The sequence below is a fragment of the Myxococcales bacterium genome, from assembly GCA_016706225.1.
Taxonomy (GTDB): domain Bacteria; phylum Myxococcota_A; class Polyangia; order Polyangiales; family Polyangiaceae; genus JADJKB01.
The window spans coordinates 1,054,483-1,069,079 of record JADJKB010000021.1; the positions used below are offsets into that span (position 1 = coordinate 1,054,483).

Consider the following 14,597-nt stretch of genomic DNA (forward strand, 5'->3'; position numbering starts at 1 on the left):
CACACGCGCGGAGCGCGCGACGAGCTGTGGGGGAGCGGGGTCTCATCCGGCGCAGGGATGTTACTCCGGATTGTGTCGAGCGGGGCCGCTCTGGCGGGCGGTAGAAAGAGGGCCGCGAGCGTCACCCTGCCGGAGCCGGGCGTGCACGCGCGCTTCCAGCGCGTTCGCCGGGGCTTCTTCCGGATCGGCCGCGTGTCCCGAGGTCCGCTCGCGACCCTGCTCGCGATGCAGGAGCAGGTGTGCGACCCGCGCCGCGAGCCGAGCGTCGCCGGAGTTTCCATCGAGCAAGAGCAGGTCACCGGCGGTGACGCCGGCGCCCCCAGGAGAAAAACACGAGCCGAAGGTCCCGCGCTGCCGGCGCGCGAGCTCGGCTGCCTCGGGATCGTGCGCGAGCAGGTCGAGGATGCGCGCGGTGCGAGCGTCGTCCGGTGCGTAGGCGGCGGGGCACGTCGGCGTTGCACGCCCACACGACAGGGCAACTACTAGAGTTGCCCAGCCCAGGGCGATGCACCTGCATGGTCTGGCGCTCACGTCGCACGCTGCCCGCGCTCACGCCGCCTCGCCGACCAAAGCGCCAGGGCCCCGATGCTGAACAGCGCCCCGGAGATCCCCGAAGCGGGCGAGCCTGCGCAGCCGGAGCCACACCCACTTGGGCGCGGCTGCATGCCCCCGTTCGGGGGCGGTTGTGCAAAACCATTCGAGGATGGCGGCGAGCCGCCATTCGGCTCGGGGCCCGGCGGAGGAGCCGTCGGCGTGACACACAGGGATCCGGGGCGACACTCACTCGGCGAAGCACAGGCCCGGCTCGCGCCGCAGACGTTGACGGCGACCCAATCCGTGACCGGCTCGGGCAGCTGGGCGCATGGCTCACCGAGCACGCGGGGCACACCCAGCTCGGAGCCGCGGGGAACCTCGAGGGCTCCGCAAGTGGAGCTGCGCGTTCGCGGCTCGAAACACAGGGTCGCCGGTCGACACACCTTCCCGACGTGAGAACACTGCGCGTCTTCCGTGCACTGGTGCAGCACACACCTGCCGCCCACCACGCCGAACCAGCCGTTCGGGCAGTTCGTCGGGGCCACTTTCTCGCAGCGCGGACCGCCGTGATCCGTGACCCCCACCGTGCCCGGCGGACACTGCTCAGGTGGGGGCGGCACCGCGTCGGCCGAGGCGGCCCGGGCAAACCAGACGACCAAGAGCGGTAGAGCGCGGAGCCACCTCATCCGGGCGACTCTACGCGAAGCGCGGCGTGGGGCGGTAGAGCGACGCTCAGCCGACTGGGTAGCTCTCGAGCTTCGTACAGAGCCCGGGCCACTCCGCGCGCAGCGAGCCATCGGCCAGCGGGTAGAGCATGCCCTCTTCCTTCATGTTGTGCTGCTGGATCAGCATCAACAGAGTGTCGCCCTGGTCGAGCAGCGCCTCGAGCTGACCCGCCTGTGCCGCCTTGCCCATCGTATCGAGCAGCGACCGCATCTGGACGTGCTCACTCCGCATCACGCTGGTGGGACCGCGCCCCCCCATGCCGGTGGCGCTCTCGAGGGCGGGGAACAACACTTCTTCTTCCATCGCGAAGTGGCGTCGCATCGCGGCGTCGAACTCGAGCCACAGGGCAAGGGCCGCGTCGGGCGAATCGGCCGCCTCGATTTCGGCCCACAGCTCGTCGCAGTGTCGGTGATCTCCGGTGAAAAAGGCCGCAGGGCTCTCGCTTTTCATGTTATCGGTCGATAACATCATGTTTGGTTCGGGGCGAGTGAAATCCGACGTGCGGCGTCAGCAGATCGTGGCGGCGGCCCGGGCTCTGCTCGCCGATGTCCCCCTCGACCAGCTGAGCACGAGGCAGATCGCCCGGGCCATCGGCATTTCCCAACCAGCGCTGTTTCGCCACTTCGGTTCGCGGGACGAGCTGCTGCTCGCCGCGATCGCCGCGACCCGCGCCGAGCTCGCTCAGGTTGCGGAAGGGATCCTCTCCAGGGGCGGCGGACCCTGCGACGAGCTCCGAGCGCTCGCCCGCGAGCTTGCGCGTTACATCGAAAAACATCCGGGGCTACCGCGTTTGATGTTTGCCAACATCGCGGCTGGCGATGGGCCGCTGCTCGGTGCGCTCGGACAGCTCCATTCGGCGCAGACCGCGCTGGTGACGGAGCTCGTGCGACAAGGGCAACACGAAGGCGTCTTCGAGCGGAGTGTGAATCCACTCGACGCCGCAACGCTGTTCGTCGGCATCCTCCAAGGCCTCAGCCTGGCCCGGCGCCTGAATCCGAACAGCGAACCGATGGAGCTCGCCGCCGATCGCTTGTTCGACCTCTGGCTGCGCGGGCTCGGGGGCGCATCGAGTCCCGGCGTGCAAGCCGCCAGCGTGGACTCGCCCGCACTCACCGCGCGCGCCGAGGGGATGCTGGAGCTCGACGTGCGGCCGCTGCTCAGCCGCGGCACGGACCCACTCGAAACAGTGCTCACTGCACTGGCTGACGTGGGCGCGGGCGGTGTGTTGAAGCTGAGCGTGCCGTTTCGACCGGCTCCACTCCTGGCCTTGCTGCAGCGGCGCGGTCACCGCGTGCGGGATGAACAGGTGGGACCCAAACACTGGACGGTCGAGGTGCTCCACGCCGGCACGCCCGATCCGGAAGACCTGCGCGATCTCGAGCCGCCGGCACCGCTCGAACGCGTGCTCGACGCCGTGAAGTCCCTGCCGAAGGGAGCCGCATACCTGGCGCGGTTGCCGCGTCGTCCGCGCCTGTTGTTCCCCCACCTGGAAGCCCACGCGGTGAGCTGGTTGGTCGCCGACGAGGCCGACGGGAGCGCGCTCTTGAGGGTGTTCCGACCCCTATGAGCCAGGGCATGAGCACGTCTGGGCTGCGCCTCGAGCAAGCCCCTCCACTCTCGGTCCCGATCAGCTTCTTCCTGACCGCGCCGCTAGCGCTGATGACGGCCGGCGCGCTCCTCGCTCATGGCGGCGCAAGTGTCGTCGCGACGCGCTTCGCCGGGCCCACCGCCGCACTCGTGCACCTCGGCACGTTGGGTTTCTTCGCCAGCGTGATGCTGGGCGCGCTGTATCAGATGATCCCCGTCGTGGCCGGAGCACCCGTACCGGCAGTGCGCTCCGCACACGTCGTGCACGCGGCGCTCGTCGCGGGGCTCGCCGCGCTGGTGTGGGGGTTTCACGCCAGCGAGCGGCCCGCGCTCGTGCACGGCGCCGGTGTGGTCGCCGGCGCACTCACGCTGTTCCTGCTGACCGCCGCGGTCGCGCTGGTGCGCGCACCGGCGCGAACCATGACGGTGACCGGCATGCGCCTCGCTGCTCTGGGTTTTGCCGCCGCGATCACGCTCGGCCTATTGTTGAGTCTGGCGCGCGGCTCCGGCAGGCCGTCACCGCACTACACGGCCTGGTTCGCCGCCCACGTCAGCATCGGGCTGCTGGTCTGGATCGGCGGGCTCATCACGTCGGTGAGCTTCCAGGTCGTGCCGATGTTCTATCTGACCCCGCCGCTCCCCAAGTGGGGCGAACGGACCCTCATCGGCGCGATCAGCGCGAGTCTGATCGGTCTCGTCTTCGGAGCGCTCTTCGGCCTGGACCCGCGCCTCATCTCCCTCGGCGCGGCTCCGGCGGCTCTCGCCGTGTACGTGTTGCATCCGGTGCTCGTGCTCCGCGCCATCGCGCGTCGGCGTCGACGGCGCGCGGATCCGAGCCTGGTGTTCTGGCGCGCAGGCCTGGCGGTCGGGTCATTGGTCCTGCCGGCGGGGGTTGCCGCGGCCTACGCGTCCGACGCGCGTTACCCGGTGCTGCTTGGCTGGCTCGCGTTGTTCGGGTGGGGCGGCCTGATCGTTCACGGCATGTTGACGCGCATCGTGCCCTTCATGGTCTGGTTTCACCGCTTCTCCCAGCAGGTGGGGCAGAGGCCCGTGACTCCGATGCGGCAGCTGTGGCCCGACCGGTCTGCGCGGGTGGGCCTCTACCTCCACCTCGCGACGCTGATGCTCGGGGTGAGCGCCGCCTTCACTGGATCCAACACGCTCGGGCGGGCCACCGGCATCGGACTGATGCTTGTGGGCGCCTCGATCGTCACGTCCATCGTGCGAGTTCTGCGGGCGGCGTGAGCTGGTCAGCAGCGCCCGACGGAGTGCTCACTTGTACCAGCTGCACTTGCCGCTGACGCAGCCACAGCCAGCGACGCTGGTCGGCGCGGTGCACTCACAGGTGCTGATCCCGCCGCCGAAGGCCGGGTTGTAGCAGAGCTCCCCGCCACAACCACCGGAGGTGCAGTCCGCATCGGTCGAGCAAGTTTCATCGCTGCTCTTTGCGCAGCCACCGCTCACCGGCGTGCGCGCGGCACAGGCTGCTGCAAAGTCGGAGCAGCAATCGCCGAAGCCCTGGCACAGGCTGTCGCAGTAACAGCTCTTGTCGGCAGCAACGCCGCCGCAGTGATCGACGCAGCTATTCTCGGGCGGAGCCGGCGGAGCGTCGACACAGATGCCGCCGCAATCGGCGCCACCGTTCTTCGGATCACAGCCGTCGTTGGGATCGTCGACACAGGTCTTACCCGCGGGACACTGGATGTTGGCAAAGCCCCCGCAGAACTCCTTCGCCGGGGGCGGCGGAGCGTCCACGCAGATGCCGCCGCAATCAGCGCCACCGTTGTTCGGGTCACAGTCGTCGTCGGGATTGTCGACGCAGGTCTTGCCTTCGGGGCACAGGAAGTTCGCGATGCCACCGCAGAACTGACCCGCCGGCGGACAGCTCGCGATTTCCCAACCGCACGTGCCGTCGGCGTTCTTCAGACATTTGCCGGTCGGGCCCGACGTGTGAACCCCGTCGGAGCACAACTTGATCGGCATGCCCAGTGCGGGGCCGCAGGCACCCGCGGCGCACTCACCGCCGACGGGGATGACGTTGCACACCGCATCGACGTCGGCGCAGCAGTCGCCGTACTGAGCGCACGCGGCGTCGCACCAGCACGCGCCCTTGAACGATTTGCCACCGCAGAACTTCGCGCCGCTCTTGGTCTGGCACGAGCCGGGCAGCTTGCTCTTGGTGAGTCGCAGCTCACGACGCTCCGTCTGACCGACACCCTCGTCCGGAGCGCCTGGGCCTTCGTTGGCCACCGAGCAGCCGGCAAGCCAGAGGAAGCCCAACCCCAGTCCGAATCCGACGATCTTGCTCGAGCGCGTGGCCATGACCTACCTCGTCGCCCCTGTGGGCAGATGTATTCCAGACGGGCCCGATGTACTCCAATCCGCTGGCAGGTCAAGGCGTCGAGGCGCAGCGCGTCAACTCGCTGTAAAAACTAAGTAAAACTCTCACGCACCCGGCCAGCCTCCGGCTGCCACATCGATCGGATGGGCGCCGATCGCCCGCGCAGCCTGCGCAAGCTCCACTATCGCGGCTCCCAAGCCCGACGCGTCGCGGCTCTTCAGCAGCCGCGCCGCCCGCCCTCGCTCCGTCAGCGCCACGAACCCTGCTCGAGCGACCTCGAGCGCGAATCCGTGCACTGCCAGCCCGCTGCGCGCCCGCGCCACGAGAGGTTCGGTGCGGGCCGGCTCGGGCAACCACGCGCTCAGCCGCACGCTGACAAAATCGGGGTAGTCCTCGCTCGCGCCCACGGGGTTGGCCACAACGAGCACCGGGTACCCGAGCACCTCGCCGGCAAACCCGGAGTAATAGGGGCCCCGAAACAGCTCGACCAGCGGCACCGGCCCAGCCCAGTGACGATCGAGCCAGGCGTTGACCGCCCAGGGATCCGACAACGGATGCCCGCGGAGCTCGCGCGCCAGCGTCCCCATCCAGCGCTCGAGCCGTTCTCGACGAGACCGGCGGTACACGTACACCAGTCCAAGCAAGCCAACGTTTCCGAGCGCAAGCACCCACAGCAGCAAGATGCCGTAGAGCTGGTCCGGTTTCTCCTGCCCCATCAGATACGACGCGCTGAACCCGATCGCGCCCAGCAAGGTCATCGGCAAGAAAGAGCCGAGGACGATGTAGGGCGTCCCGTTCGCGGCGCTCGACGATGAAAGCGTGAGCATGCCGCGACGCTCCGCCCGCGAGCGCTCGATCTCCGCGCGGACCGCCGCCCTGTCGGCTTCGATGCGGCCGTGCTGCCTGGCCGTCGAACCCGGCATCAGCGCGGCCCCACAGAACCGGCAGTGCTCCAGCACCTCGCCCGGGTGATGTCCTTGGGGAGCACCACACTTCGGGCAGACGACGGCAGCGCTGGTCAATGCCGTGCTGGCCGCGCGGGCTCGGCGCCCACGGTAGTACCAGAAGAGGTATCCGCCGATGCCGAGCACGAACGCACCCATGGTCGCGAAGGGCATGAGCTCTGCGGAAGCCCGGCTGGACAAACCGAGGGATTGCAGCAGAAAAACCGTGCCGCCCACCAGCAGCACCAGCCCCAGCCACACACCCACGGCCACGAGCGGATGGTTCTTCTTGCGCGCGTCCTCTCCACCGTACCAGCGGTTCCAGCTCTCGGCGTGGCGCAGGTTTTCGCTCGCCTGCTCGAGTCGACCGTGCACCTCCGCGCGGTAACGCCCGAGCTCCTCCAGCGCATCACGCCCGAGCTCGATCTGCCCGGCGCAGTACGGACACGTCACCGATCGCGCCAGCGCCGCCATCGGTACGGCTCCGCCGCAGCGCGGACAGCTCAGCGAGTTGGCGCTCGTGGACATGACGAGGTCAGCTCGCCCCGCGCTCGTTGCCCGAGGTCCTGAGCACCAAGACGGCGATCTCCGGCGCCACACCGATCCGCACTGGCGGCCCCGTCGTTCCGAGCCCTGCGTTCACGTAGAGCGCGCTCTCACCGCGACGCTCGAGTCCCCGCGACGGCTGCCCCACCGCGCGTGCCAGGTTCCAGCGGTCTGCGAGAAACGGCACGCCAAACTGGCCGCCGTGGGTGTGACCGCTCAGGGTGAGCTCGACTCCCCGCTCAGCCGCTTCCCGGAAGAAGCTCGGGTAGTGCGCGAGCAGGATCGTCGGCACGTTCGCCGGTCGATCGGCCAGCGTACGCTCGATGTCATCGTTCCCGGAGAACGCATCGTCGACGCCGGCCAATGTGAACGCACCACCGCCGCGCGTGATGTTCACGTGTTCGTTCTTGAGCACACGGGGCCCCCGCTCGACGATGGCCCGGGTCAGCGCGTCGTTGTTCCATTGGTCGTGATTGCCCATGACCACGAACACGCCGTCTCTCGCCCGAAGCGACCCGAGCACGTCCGCGACGTCCTCGTAGTAGTCCGTACCGCTGGTGACGAGATCGCCCGTCACCACCAGCAAATCCGGCCGGAGCTCGTTTGCCATCCGGGTCCACTCGAGGCCGCGCGCCTTGTCGTCGTAACTCCCGATGTGCAGGTCCGAGAGCTGAACCACGCGATAACCGTCGAGCTCCGGGTGCAGTCCCGCGAGCTCCACCTCGACCTCGTGGGTGACCACTCGCCGGCGGCGCACCCACGCTCCCCAACCCGTGAGCCCGAGCCCCGCCGCGAAGGCGGCGAAGGCGGCTTCCCTCAGCTGAAGAGCACCGTCACCGGCCAGCGCCGCCGGTGCACAACCGGTGAGCGAAGATCCTCCGACGAGGAGCGCGCCGAACGCAAACAGCGGGAGCGCCATGAACCCCGCGCCGAAATGCACGAACATCGGCACGTCCACGAGGCGCGTCACCCAGCGCGAGCGCCTGGGGTCGGAGAAGATCTTCTGAACGCGCCGCGCGGTCAGCGCCCAGAACGTGAACGTCACGACGAGCGCCAACCACCAGGGCAGGAGCAAAGACCAAGCGACCGCCGGCGCAATGTGCGAGGCGGCGGTCACGAGGTGGGCGACGACCAGAAATCGACGCCGGTTCAGACGCCGATCAGCTCCTTGAGCTTTGCCTTCGTGGTGAGGCCGACGTGCTGAGCCGCGCGCTCGCCATTCTTGAAGACCATCACGGTCGGCACGCCGCGGATCCCGAGCTTGCCTGCCGTGACCGGCGACTCGTCGATGTCGAGCTTGCCGACCTTGACCCCGTCGAGCTCGTCAGCGAGCTGATCGACGATGGGAGCGAGGGCCTTGCAGGGCCCGCACCAGGTGGCGGTGAAGTCGACCAGCACGGGCTTGTCGGATTTCAGCACCTCCTGGTCGAAGTTTACGTCGTTGAAGTGTTGGACGTTCTTGGATGCCATGGGAGTTTCCGGGGTGAGCGAGATACATAAGCACGGCGGCCCGAAAGCGGAACACCCGGGCTGAAGGAAGCCGACAAAGTCCGCGAATTTGCGCGACTCTCGCCCCTCTTGCCCACGACCTCATGCTAGAGGATCCGCTGCTTCGGAGGCCCCAATGCTGATTGTCATGAGCCTGAGCGCCACCCCGGACCAGGTCCAGGGAGTGTGTGAGCGCGTGCGCGAGCTCGGCTTCACGCCCAACGAAATTCCCGGCGCCGTGCGCATCGCCATTGGTGTCACGGGCAACAAGGGCGCGGTGGACCCGGCCTTGTTCAACCGCCTGCCGGGCGTTCAAGAAGCCGTCGCGGTCAGCAAACCCTGGAAGCTGGTGAGCCGCGAGGTGAAGCCAGACGACACGGTAATCGAGGTGCGCGGGGTGAAGATCGGCGGTGGTCCGCTGGTGGTCATGGCCGGGCCGTGCTCCGTCGAGAGCCGCGAGCAGGTGCTCGAGACGGCCAAACACGTGAGGGAGCACGGGGCCAGCATCCTGCGCGGCGGTGCGTTCAAGCCGCGCACCAGCCCGTACGACTTTCAGGGTCTGCGCGAGGAGGGGCTCGCCCTCCTGGCGGAGGCGCGGGAAGCGACCGGGATGCCGATCATCACGGAGGTCAAGGACACCGAGACGCTGCAGCTGGTCGCCGACTACTCGGACATCTTGCAGATCGGCGCGCGCAACATGCAGAACTTCTCGCTGCTCGAGGCGGTCGGGGCGCTGGGCAAGCCTGTCATGTTGAAGCGTGGGATCGCGAGCAGCGTGAACGAGTGGCTGATGGCAGCCGAGTACATCGTCTCGCGGGGCAACTATCAGGTGATGTTGTGCGAGCGGGGCATTCGCACCTTCGAGACCATGACCCGCAACACGCTCGACCTGGGCATCGTGCCCATCCTGCGCAGCATCACCCACCTGCCGGTGATCGTAGATCCGTCTCACGGGACCGGGGTTGCCAAGGCCGTGGGGCCGATGACCCGCGCCTCGGTGGCTGCGGGTGTCGACGGTGTGATCGTCGAGGTCCACCCGAACCCGAGCAAGGCCCTGTCGGACGGCCCGCAGGCCCTGACCTTCTCGATGTTTGCGGACCTGATGCAGGAGGTCCGCAAGGTGGCGGCGGCGCTCGGGCAGGCGCTGGTCTAGGCGAACATGCGACGCGAGTCGGAAGGCGTGTGTTCGCCGCCCGGCGCGTCCGGCGTGCCGTGGGGCCCGGCGTGGTCCTCCGAGGCCGTCATCGCGCTCTTCGAACCCATGGTGGGTGAGGCGAGACGCGCGCGCTTGTCCGAGGTCATCGCCGCGAGGCTGGGCAGTGTCACGCTGCTCCTGGACGCGCCCCACGACCCGCACAACGGCGCCGCCATCTTGCGTTCATGTGACGCATTCGGTTTGCACACCGCCCACGTTGTGCCGCGGGTCGAGGAGTTCCTGATCGCACCGAGGGTTGCTAAGGGCACCGAGCGCTGGGTCGACGTCGTGCGACACCCGAGTCCGGAGGCGGCGGTCGCGCAGCTGGTGGGTGAGCGCTTCGAGCTCGTCGCGACCCATCCGAAGGGCGAGCTCTCACCGGAAGACTTGGCCGACGTGCCGCGCCTGGCCTTGGTACTCGGCAACGAACACGAGGGCATTTCGCCGGCGCTCGCCAGCGCGACGCGCCGCTCGGTGCGGATCCCGATGCGCGGATTCGTCGAGAGCCTCAACGTCAGTGTGTCGGCGGCGATCTTGCTCGCGGCGGCGACGCGGAACCGCGCCGGAGATCTGTCCGAGGCCGAACGGCGAACGCTGTACGCGCGCGGGCTGTTTGCCACGGTCAACCGCGCGGAGGAGATCTTGGCGGCGGCGCGGCCGGGCTGACGGCCGCCACGACCGTCGCCACTCTCAGCGCTTGCACACCACGGCGAATCCAGCAGTCCCGCACACGCAGTTGGCGCCAACCTCTCCGGTCTTGGTGTACCCGCCGGGGCAGCTGAGGCCCGCGCACTTGGCCTGGAGATCCCCGCAGCAAATCTGGATCTCGGCGGCGCAGGCGCGCTGGCAGAACTGGGCGTTGACGAAGTAAGGGCACGCCCCGCACTCGGGATCACAACACGTGTACTCCGAGCGGAAGTAATCGGTGGGACAGACGTCCGTCATGGCGATGCACTGTTTGATGGACGGGTAGCTGCCCATCACGTGCGCTACACCCGTCTTCGAATCGCAGTAGTCCGTGGTGCAGGAGTTACCGTCATCCACCGTCGGGGGAACACCGGGCACGCACTGGCCGGCGTTGCAGGTCTCGACGCCGTTGCAGGCGTCGCCGTCGCTGCAAGCTGTGCTGCACGCGCCAGCTCCCCCCGCAGCAACCCCAGCCGAGCCGGCGTTCGAGCCACCACTTCCACCCGTCGCCCAGCCGCCTCCTTTGCCAATCACGGCCCCGGTCCCGCCGCCGGACGTGCCGCCGGACGTGCCGCCGGACGCGCCGCCACTCGCGCCGCTCGCGGCCGGCCCCTCGTAACCGTCGACGGATTCGAGCAGCGAGCAACCGAGCGCCAGGACCGCTGCGAGCAGAGGGAGCGAGCGCACGCTCTGAGTATAGCGCCCGACACGAGTCACCGGCGTGCGGAGGATTCGTCAGCAGAGCGGAGCACGCGCCAAGCAGCGCAGTCGTGCCTTCCCAAGCCGGTGGAGCCCCGCGCTTGGCGGGGGGCGACCACGGGGCGCAACCCCGAGGATGGGCGGGGAGCCGCTCGAGCGACGGGGAAACGGCGATCCCGAGCGCATCCCGCGTGGTGACAGCCCGGCCGGCCTGTATTAGCGTCCGCCCGCATCCATGGTGCGCCACAGCTCGGACAGCAGCGTCATCGGCGCCCGCTCCCAGATCACGGGGCGGGTCGGCGGAACTGGGGCCCTCAGGATCGAGGGCACGTTGAGCGGAGACGTCGCCGTCTCCGGGCCGGTCGAGATCGTCGCCGGCGGCAGCGTCGACGGCGACGTCAGCGGCTCCGCCCTCGAGATTGCGGGCAAGCTCCAAGGCGACGCCAACTGCCAGGGCCCCATCGTGGTGCGCGCCAGTGCCGAGGTGCGCGGCGAGCTCAAAGGCACCAGCGTGGCCATCGAGCCGGGCTCACGGGTCGACGTGCGACTCGACACGGACTTCACCCTTGACCTCGGAGGGCGGCGCTGAGCCGACCTTCGAGCGACGGAGCAAACATGGCGGGAACGGTGATTGGCGAAGGGCTCACGATTGAAGGCGAGCTCACGGGCGATGACGAGGTCGTCGTTCAAGGCACGGTGCGCGGGACGCTCACCACGACGGACGCGGTGTCCGTCGCCGGCAGCGGCGTCGTCGAGGCGGATCTGACCGCCAGCTCGGTCACGATTTCGGGTCAGGTCACCGGCAACGTCGCGGCCCAAGAGCGGGTCGACATTCAAGCCGGCGGTCGCCTGGTCGGCGACGTCAAGTCCGCGCGATTCACCATTGCAGACGGCGCCTCGTTCAAGGGCAGCGTCGACATGGACGTGTGACGGAGCGATGGCGGCAGCATCCATCATCGGACGCGGCACGACGATCCGCGGCAACCTGCGCGGCGGCGCCTCCATAGAGATCCGCGGGCGAGTCGAGGGCGACGTCGAGGTCGAAGGCGACGTGGCCATCGGCGAGGACGGCGCGGTGAACGGCAGTGTCAGCGGCGCGCAGATCCTGGTTGCCGGGCAGGTTGCCGGCGATTTGACGGGCAGCGAGGCGGTCATGCTCGAGCGCGGCGCGCGCGTGGTCGGCGATCTGCTCGCGCCACGCATCGGCATCGCCGATGGCGCACTCGTGCGCGGAAGTGTCCGTACCGAAGGCGACGCTCCTGCGCCACGCCGCGCCGCGGTCGTCCCGACGCGTCGGGCGGACAGCTTCAGCGCAAAACCCAAGAGCGCGCCGGCACCCGTGCCGGCGAAGGCCCCCGCCGCGACCGCGGCTCCGCCGAAGGCGAACGAAGCACCGGCACCCGCAACACCAGCGCCGGTTTCGGCGCCCATCGCCGCGGCCGAGCCGCCGGCAGGGCCGCCGGCCCCCGTCGTGCCGTCCTTGGGCAAGGGCGTGAAGGGCAAGAAGAAAGCAAAGCGTTCGTGATCGACGAGACCCGGCGCCAACGGCTCGTGGCGCTGCTTCGCGAGCTGAGCTTCGAGCGCAAGAAGGTCGTGCTCGCCTCGGGTCGGGAGAGCGATTTTTTCATCGACTGCAAACAGACCGTGTTGACCGCAGAGGGTCACGCGCTCGCCGGCGAGCTGATGTTCCAAGCCTTGTCGGAGCTACCGGAGTGTGACGCCGTCGGCGGGGTCGAGCTGGGCGGCTGCCCGCTCGCCAGCGCGGTGAGCCTGGTGAGCTTCCAGAAGGGCAGGCCACTGCCTGCGCTCTACGTGCGCAAACAACAGAAGGACCACGGCAGCGCGAAGCTGGTCGAAGGCGACAAGGCGCTGCGCCCCGGCCTTCGCGTTGCGCTGCTCGAGGACGTGATCACCACCGGCGGCTCGAGCCTCAACGCCGTGAAGTCACTCGAAGCCGTCGGAGCGAAGGTCGTTGGCATTCTGGCGCTCGTCGATCGACAAGAGGGTGGCGCCGAGACGATCGAGGCCGCCGGGCTCCCGCTCCGCAGCTTGACGCTGAAGAGCGATTTCATGGGCTGAGCGCCGGGCCCCGGGCGGAGCCACGTGCGCCCATGCCGGACAAACCCCGGGATGATACGCGGAAATTCGCCGCGGCTTGAAAAGCGGCCGTTCCCCTCTATGCTGCCCGCCGCGTTGGTGGTCGGGCGACGCCGGACGCCACGATTACCTGTCCACAACCGAACGGGGATACGAACATGACTTCATCGACCAAGACCTCTCTTGCACTTCTGATCGCCAGCGCTGGCTGGCTCATGACCGTGACCGCGTGCGGCGGTAGCGACAGCAACGGAAGCGGCGGCTCCGGCGGCTCGACGGGCGGCGCAGGCGGCGCGGGCGGCGCGGGCGGCTCCCTCGTGGGCGGTTCGGGCGGCGTCGGCGGCGTCGGCGGCGGAGGCACGGGCGGCGGAGGCACGGGCGGTGGTGGCACCGGCGGCACCGGCGGCGCGAAGCCGGACGGCAACGACACCAAGGAGACCGCGACGCAGACCAAGATCGGAACCGATCCGGCCAAGGACGCAGTCGCGGGCGCGCTGGACCCGGTCGCGACCGATCAGGACTGGTACAAGTTCGACGGCAAGAAGGGCCAGGCCCTCAACATCATCACGTCAGCGAAGACGGGCACCGACAAGTTCGACCCGACCTACGTCGACCTCGTGATCACGATGTACGACTCGACGGGTAAGAAGCTCGCCGAGCAGGACGATCCGAACCCGCGAAGCAGCAACGATCCGTACATTCTCACAGTGCTCCCGGCGGACGGCACCTACTACATCCGCGTGCTCGAGTGCACGGCCTGGGAGAAGGGTGGCGCTGCCAACTGCGCCCCGGTCGCGAAGATCACCAAAAAGAACTACAGCCTCTACATCAGCGAGATCCTCTTCACCGACGCCGGTGAAGTGAAGGAGGTCGAGCCGAACGAGACCGAGGCAGCCGCGACGCCGCTGACCTTCAAGAAGAACCCGAATCAGGCCGGCAGCTACTACCTGACGACCATGATGGGCACCTTCTCGAGCGCGACCGACGTCGACACCTACAGCTTCACGATGGCCACGGACATCACGGTGGCCAGCGGCAGCCGCCTGAACGGCAGCCTCTACACCCAGGAGGGCGGCGTGGACGGCAACGGCTCGACGACCTCTCCCGGCGAGATCTGGATCACCACGAAGGCCGCGCCGAGCGTGATCCTCGCCAAGGTCGACTTCTCCAAGAAGGACACCAAGTCCGGCCTAGGCCAGAGCCTCGACGTGCCGCTGATCGGCGGGACGGAGTACGTCGCGTTCTACAAGCGCGCGGCAACCCAGACCGGTGGCAACGACTTCTACTTCGACCTCGCCGGCGCAGGCGCCGGCAACCCCGTCGAGAAGGAAACGGCGAGCGAGAACGACACCATGGGCACTGCCGAGGCGCTGACCATGGCCACCGGAACGGCCGGCAGCTACTTCGTCGAGGGCGACCTCAAGAACAACGGGGCCGACGTCGACTGGTTCAGCATGAACGTGCCGGCCACCGGCTCCGACACCGTGTCCATCGCTTGCGGCGCCGAGCGCTCCGGCTCGGGCCTGCGTGGTTTCACCATGACGCTGCAGAAGGGTGATGGCTCCGCGATCACCGGCGGCTCTGCCGTCGAGACCGCGGACAAGGACGCGCTGATCGACAAGATCCCGACGCCGACCGGCCAGGCCAAGCTCCTGCTCAAGCTCAACGCTTCGAGCCAGGACTCGACCATCATGGGCACCTACTACCGCTGCGGTATCCACTTCCGTCCGAAGGCCTGATTCGGCGAGAGTGA

Annotated in this window: 17 protein-coding genes; 9 read left to right on the plus strand and 8 right to left on the minus strand. The window is 68.6% G+C overall.

The window, feature by feature from the left end:
- Positions 1 to 60: 60 nt before the first annotated feature.
- The 3 genes from IPI67_29405 to IPI67_29415 are packed head-to-tail and all read right to left on the minus strand — an operon-like array spanning position 61 to position 1,710.
- A complete protein-coding gene (locus tag IPI67_29405) occupies positions 61 to 531 on the minus strand; it encodes a hypothetical protein (protein ID MBK7584308.1) in 471 nt (156 codons plus the stop codon).
- Complete coding sequence (locus tag IPI67_29410) at positions 528 to 1,220, minus strand: hypothetical protein (protein MBK7584309.1); 693 nt, start codon at positions 1,218 to 1,220, stop codon at positions 528 to 530. Before IPI67_29410 ends, IPI67_29405 begins: the two co-directional genes overlap by 4 nt.
- Before the next feature lie 46 nt (positions 1,221 to 1,266).
- On the minus strand, positions 1,267 to 1,710 hold the full coding sequence (locus IPI67_29415) for a hemerythrin domain-containing protein (GenBank protein MBK7584310.1): 444 nt from the start codon (positions 1,708 to 1,710) through the stop codon (positions 1,267 to 1,269).
- Here IPI67_29415 and IPI67_29420 point away from each other — a divergent pair.
- Positions 1,709 to 2,827 carry a DUF2249 domain-containing protein gene (locus tag IPI67_29420; protein ID MBK7584311.1) on the plus strand — a complete coding sequence of 373 codons (1,119 nt, stop codon included), beginning with the start codon at positions 1,709 to 1,711 and terminating at the stop codon, positions 2,825 to 2,827. The genes IPI67_29415 and IPI67_29420 overlap by 2 nt on opposite strands.
- A gap of 8 nt (positions 2,828 to 2,835) precedes the next feature.
- Positions 2,836 to 4,092, plus strand: a complete 1,257-nt coding sequence (locus IPI67_29425) for a hypothetical protein (GenBank protein MBK7584312.1) — start codon at positions 2,836 to 2,838, stop codon at positions 4,090 to 4,092.
- 27 nt (positions 4,093 to 4,119) lie between these two features.
- Here the strand turns inward: IPI67_29425 and IPI67_29430 are convergent, their stop codons facing one another.
- The 4 genes from IPI67_29430 to trxA form a co-directional block, all read right to left on the minus strand.
- Complete coding sequence (locus IPI67_29430; protein ID MBK7584313.1) at positions 4,120 to 5,169, minus strand: hypothetical protein; 1,050 nt, start codon at positions 5,167 to 5,169, stop codon at positions 4,120 to 4,122.
- 123 nt (positions 5,170 to 5,292) lie between these two features.
- Positions 5,293 to 6,660, minus strand: a complete 1,368-nt coding sequence (locus IPI67_29435) for a hypothetical protein (GenBank protein ID MBK7584314.1) — start codon at positions 6,658 to 6,660, stop codon at positions 5,293 to 5,295.
- A gap of 7 nt (positions 6,661 to 6,667) precedes the next feature.
- Positions 6,668 to 7,795 (minus strand): metallophosphoesterase, encoded by a 1,128-nt coding sequence (locus IPI67_29440; GenBank protein MBK7584315.1) that lies wholly within the window; start codon positions 7,793 to 7,795, stop codon positions 6,668 to 6,670.
- Positions 7,796 to 7,827: 32 nt separating this feature from the next.
- Complete coding sequence (trxA, locus tag IPI67_29445) at positions 7,828 to 8,148, minus strand: thioredoxin (protein MBK7584316.1); 321 nt, start codon at positions 8,146 to 8,148, stop codon at positions 7,828 to 7,830.
- Positions 8,149 to 8,302: 154 nt separating this feature from the next.
- Between trxA and aroF the strand changes: the two genes are divergently transcribed.
- The gene (aroF, locus tag IPI67_29450) at positions 8,303 to 9,319 is read left to right on the plus strand and encodes a 3-deoxy-7-phosphoheptulonate synthase (protein ID MBK7584317.1); all 1,017 of its coding nucleotides are present in this window, start codon (positions 8,303 to 8,305) and stop codon (positions 9,317 to 9,319) included.
- 6 nt (positions 9,320 to 9,325) lie between these two features.
- A complete protein-coding gene (locus tag IPI67_29455) occupies positions 9,326 to 10,027 on the plus strand; it encodes an RNA methyltransferase (protein MBK7584318.1) in 702 nt (233 codons plus the stop codon).
- A gap of 24 nt (positions 10,028 to 10,051) precedes the next feature.
- Here IPI67_29455 and IPI67_29460 read toward each other — a convergent pair whose 3' ends face one another.
- Positions 10,052 to 10,735, minus strand: a complete 684-nt coding sequence (locus tag IPI67_29460) for a hypothetical protein (protein ID MBK7584319.1) — start codon at positions 10,733 to 10,735, stop codon at positions 10,052 to 10,054.
- A gap of 247 nt (positions 10,736 to 10,982) precedes the next feature.
- On the opposite strand from IPI67_29460, the gene IPI67_29465 reads away from it, so the two are divergent.
- The 5 genes from IPI67_29465 to IPI67_29485 all read left to right on the plus strand — a co-directional run bounded on the left by IPI67_29465 (position 10,983) and on the right by IPI67_29485 (position 14,583).
- Positions 10,983 to 11,336: a polymer-forming cytoskeletal protein gene (locus tag IPI67_29465; GenBank protein ID MBK7584320.1), complete on the plus strand. Its 354-nt coding sequence runs from the start codon at positions 10,983 to 10,985 to the stop codon at positions 11,334 to 11,336.
- A 26-nt stretch (positions 11,337 to 11,362) separates the two neighbouring features.
- On the plus strand, positions 11,363 to 11,677 hold the full coding sequence (locus IPI67_29470; GenBank protein MBK7584321.1) for a polymer-forming cytoskeletal protein: 315 nt from the start codon (positions 11,363 to 11,365) through the stop codon (positions 11,675 to 11,677).
- A 7-nt stretch (positions 11,678 to 11,684) separates the two neighbouring features.
- Positions 11,685 to 12,272, plus strand: coding sequence for a polymer-forming cytoskeletal protein (locus tag IPI67_29475; GenBank protein ID MBK7584322.1), 588 nt, complete (start codon positions 11,685 to 11,687; stop codon positions 12,270 to 12,272).
- The gene (pyrE, locus tag IPI67_29480; protein ID MBK7584323.1) at positions 12,269 to 12,826 is read left to right on the plus strand and encodes an orotate phosphoribosyltransferase; all 558 of its coding nucleotides are present in this window, start codon (positions 12,269 to 12,271) and stop codon (positions 12,824 to 12,826) included. The genes IPI67_29475 and pyrE overlap by 4 nt, the downstream gene beginning before the upstream one ends.
- A 176-nt stretch (positions 12,827 to 13,002) precedes the next feature.
- Positions 13,003 to 14,583: a PPC domain-containing protein gene (locus IPI67_29485; protein ID MBK7584324.1), complete on the plus strand. Its 1,581-nt coding sequence runs from the start codon at positions 13,003 to 13,005 to the stop codon at positions 14,581 to 14,583.
- Positions 14,584 to 14,597 lie beyond the last annotated feature (14 nt).

Excerpts from the sequence above, each read along its gene's own strand:
- IPI67_29420 (MBK7584311.1), top strand. The coding sequence starts at position 1,709 with ATGTTATCGGTCGATAACATCATGTTTGGTTCGGGGCGAGTGAAATCC.
- IPI67_29435 (MBK7584314.1), bottom strand. The coding sequence starts at position 6,660 with ATGTCCACGAGCGCCAACTCGCTGAGCTGTCCGCGCTGCGGCGGAGCC.
- IPI67_29415 (MBK7584310.1), bottom strand. The coding sequence starts at position 1,710 with ATGAAAAGCGAGAGCCCTGCGGCCTTTTTCACCGGAGATCACCGACAC.
- IPI67_29455 (MBK7584318.1), top strand. The coding sequence starts at position 9,326 with ATGCGACGCGAGTCGGAAGGCGTGTGTTCGCCGCCCGGCGCGTCCGGC.
- IPI67_29475 (MBK7584322.1), top strand. The coding sequence starts at position 11,685 with ATGGCGGCAGCATCCATCATCGGACGCGGCACGACGATCCGCGGCAAC.
- IPI67_29430 (MBK7584313.1), bottom strand. The coding sequence starts at position 5,169 with ATGGCCACGCGCTCGAGCAAGATCGTCGGATTCGGACTGGGGTTGGGC.
- aroF (MBK7584317.1), top strand. The coding sequence starts at position 8,303 with ATGCTGATTGTCATGAGCCTGAGCGCCACCCCGGACCAGGTCCAGGGA.
- trxA (MBK7584316.1), bottom strand. The coding sequence starts at position 8,148 with ATGGCATCCAAGAACGTCCAACACTTCAACGACGTAAACTTCGACCAG.
- IPI67_29425 (MBK7584312.1), top strand. The coding sequence starts at position 2,836 with ATGAGCACGTCTGGGCTGCGCCTCGAGCAAGCCCCTCCACTCTCGGTC.
- IPI67_29485 (MBK7584324.1), top strand. The coding sequence starts at position 13,003 with ATGACTTCATCGACCAAGACCTCTCTTGCACTTCTGATCGCCAGCGCT.
- IPI67_29410 (MBK7584309.1), bottom strand. The coding sequence starts at position 1,220 with ATGAGGTGGCTCCGCGCTCTACCGCTCTTGGTCGTCTGGTTTGCCCGG.
- IPI67_29470 (MBK7584321.1), top strand. The coding sequence starts at position 11,363 with ATGGCGGGAACGGTGATTGGCGAAGGGCTCACGATTGAAGGCGAGCTC.
- IPI67_29465 (MBK7584320.1), top strand. The coding sequence starts at position 10,983 with ATGGTGCGCCACAGCTCGGACAGCAGCGTCATCGGCGCCCGCTCCCAG.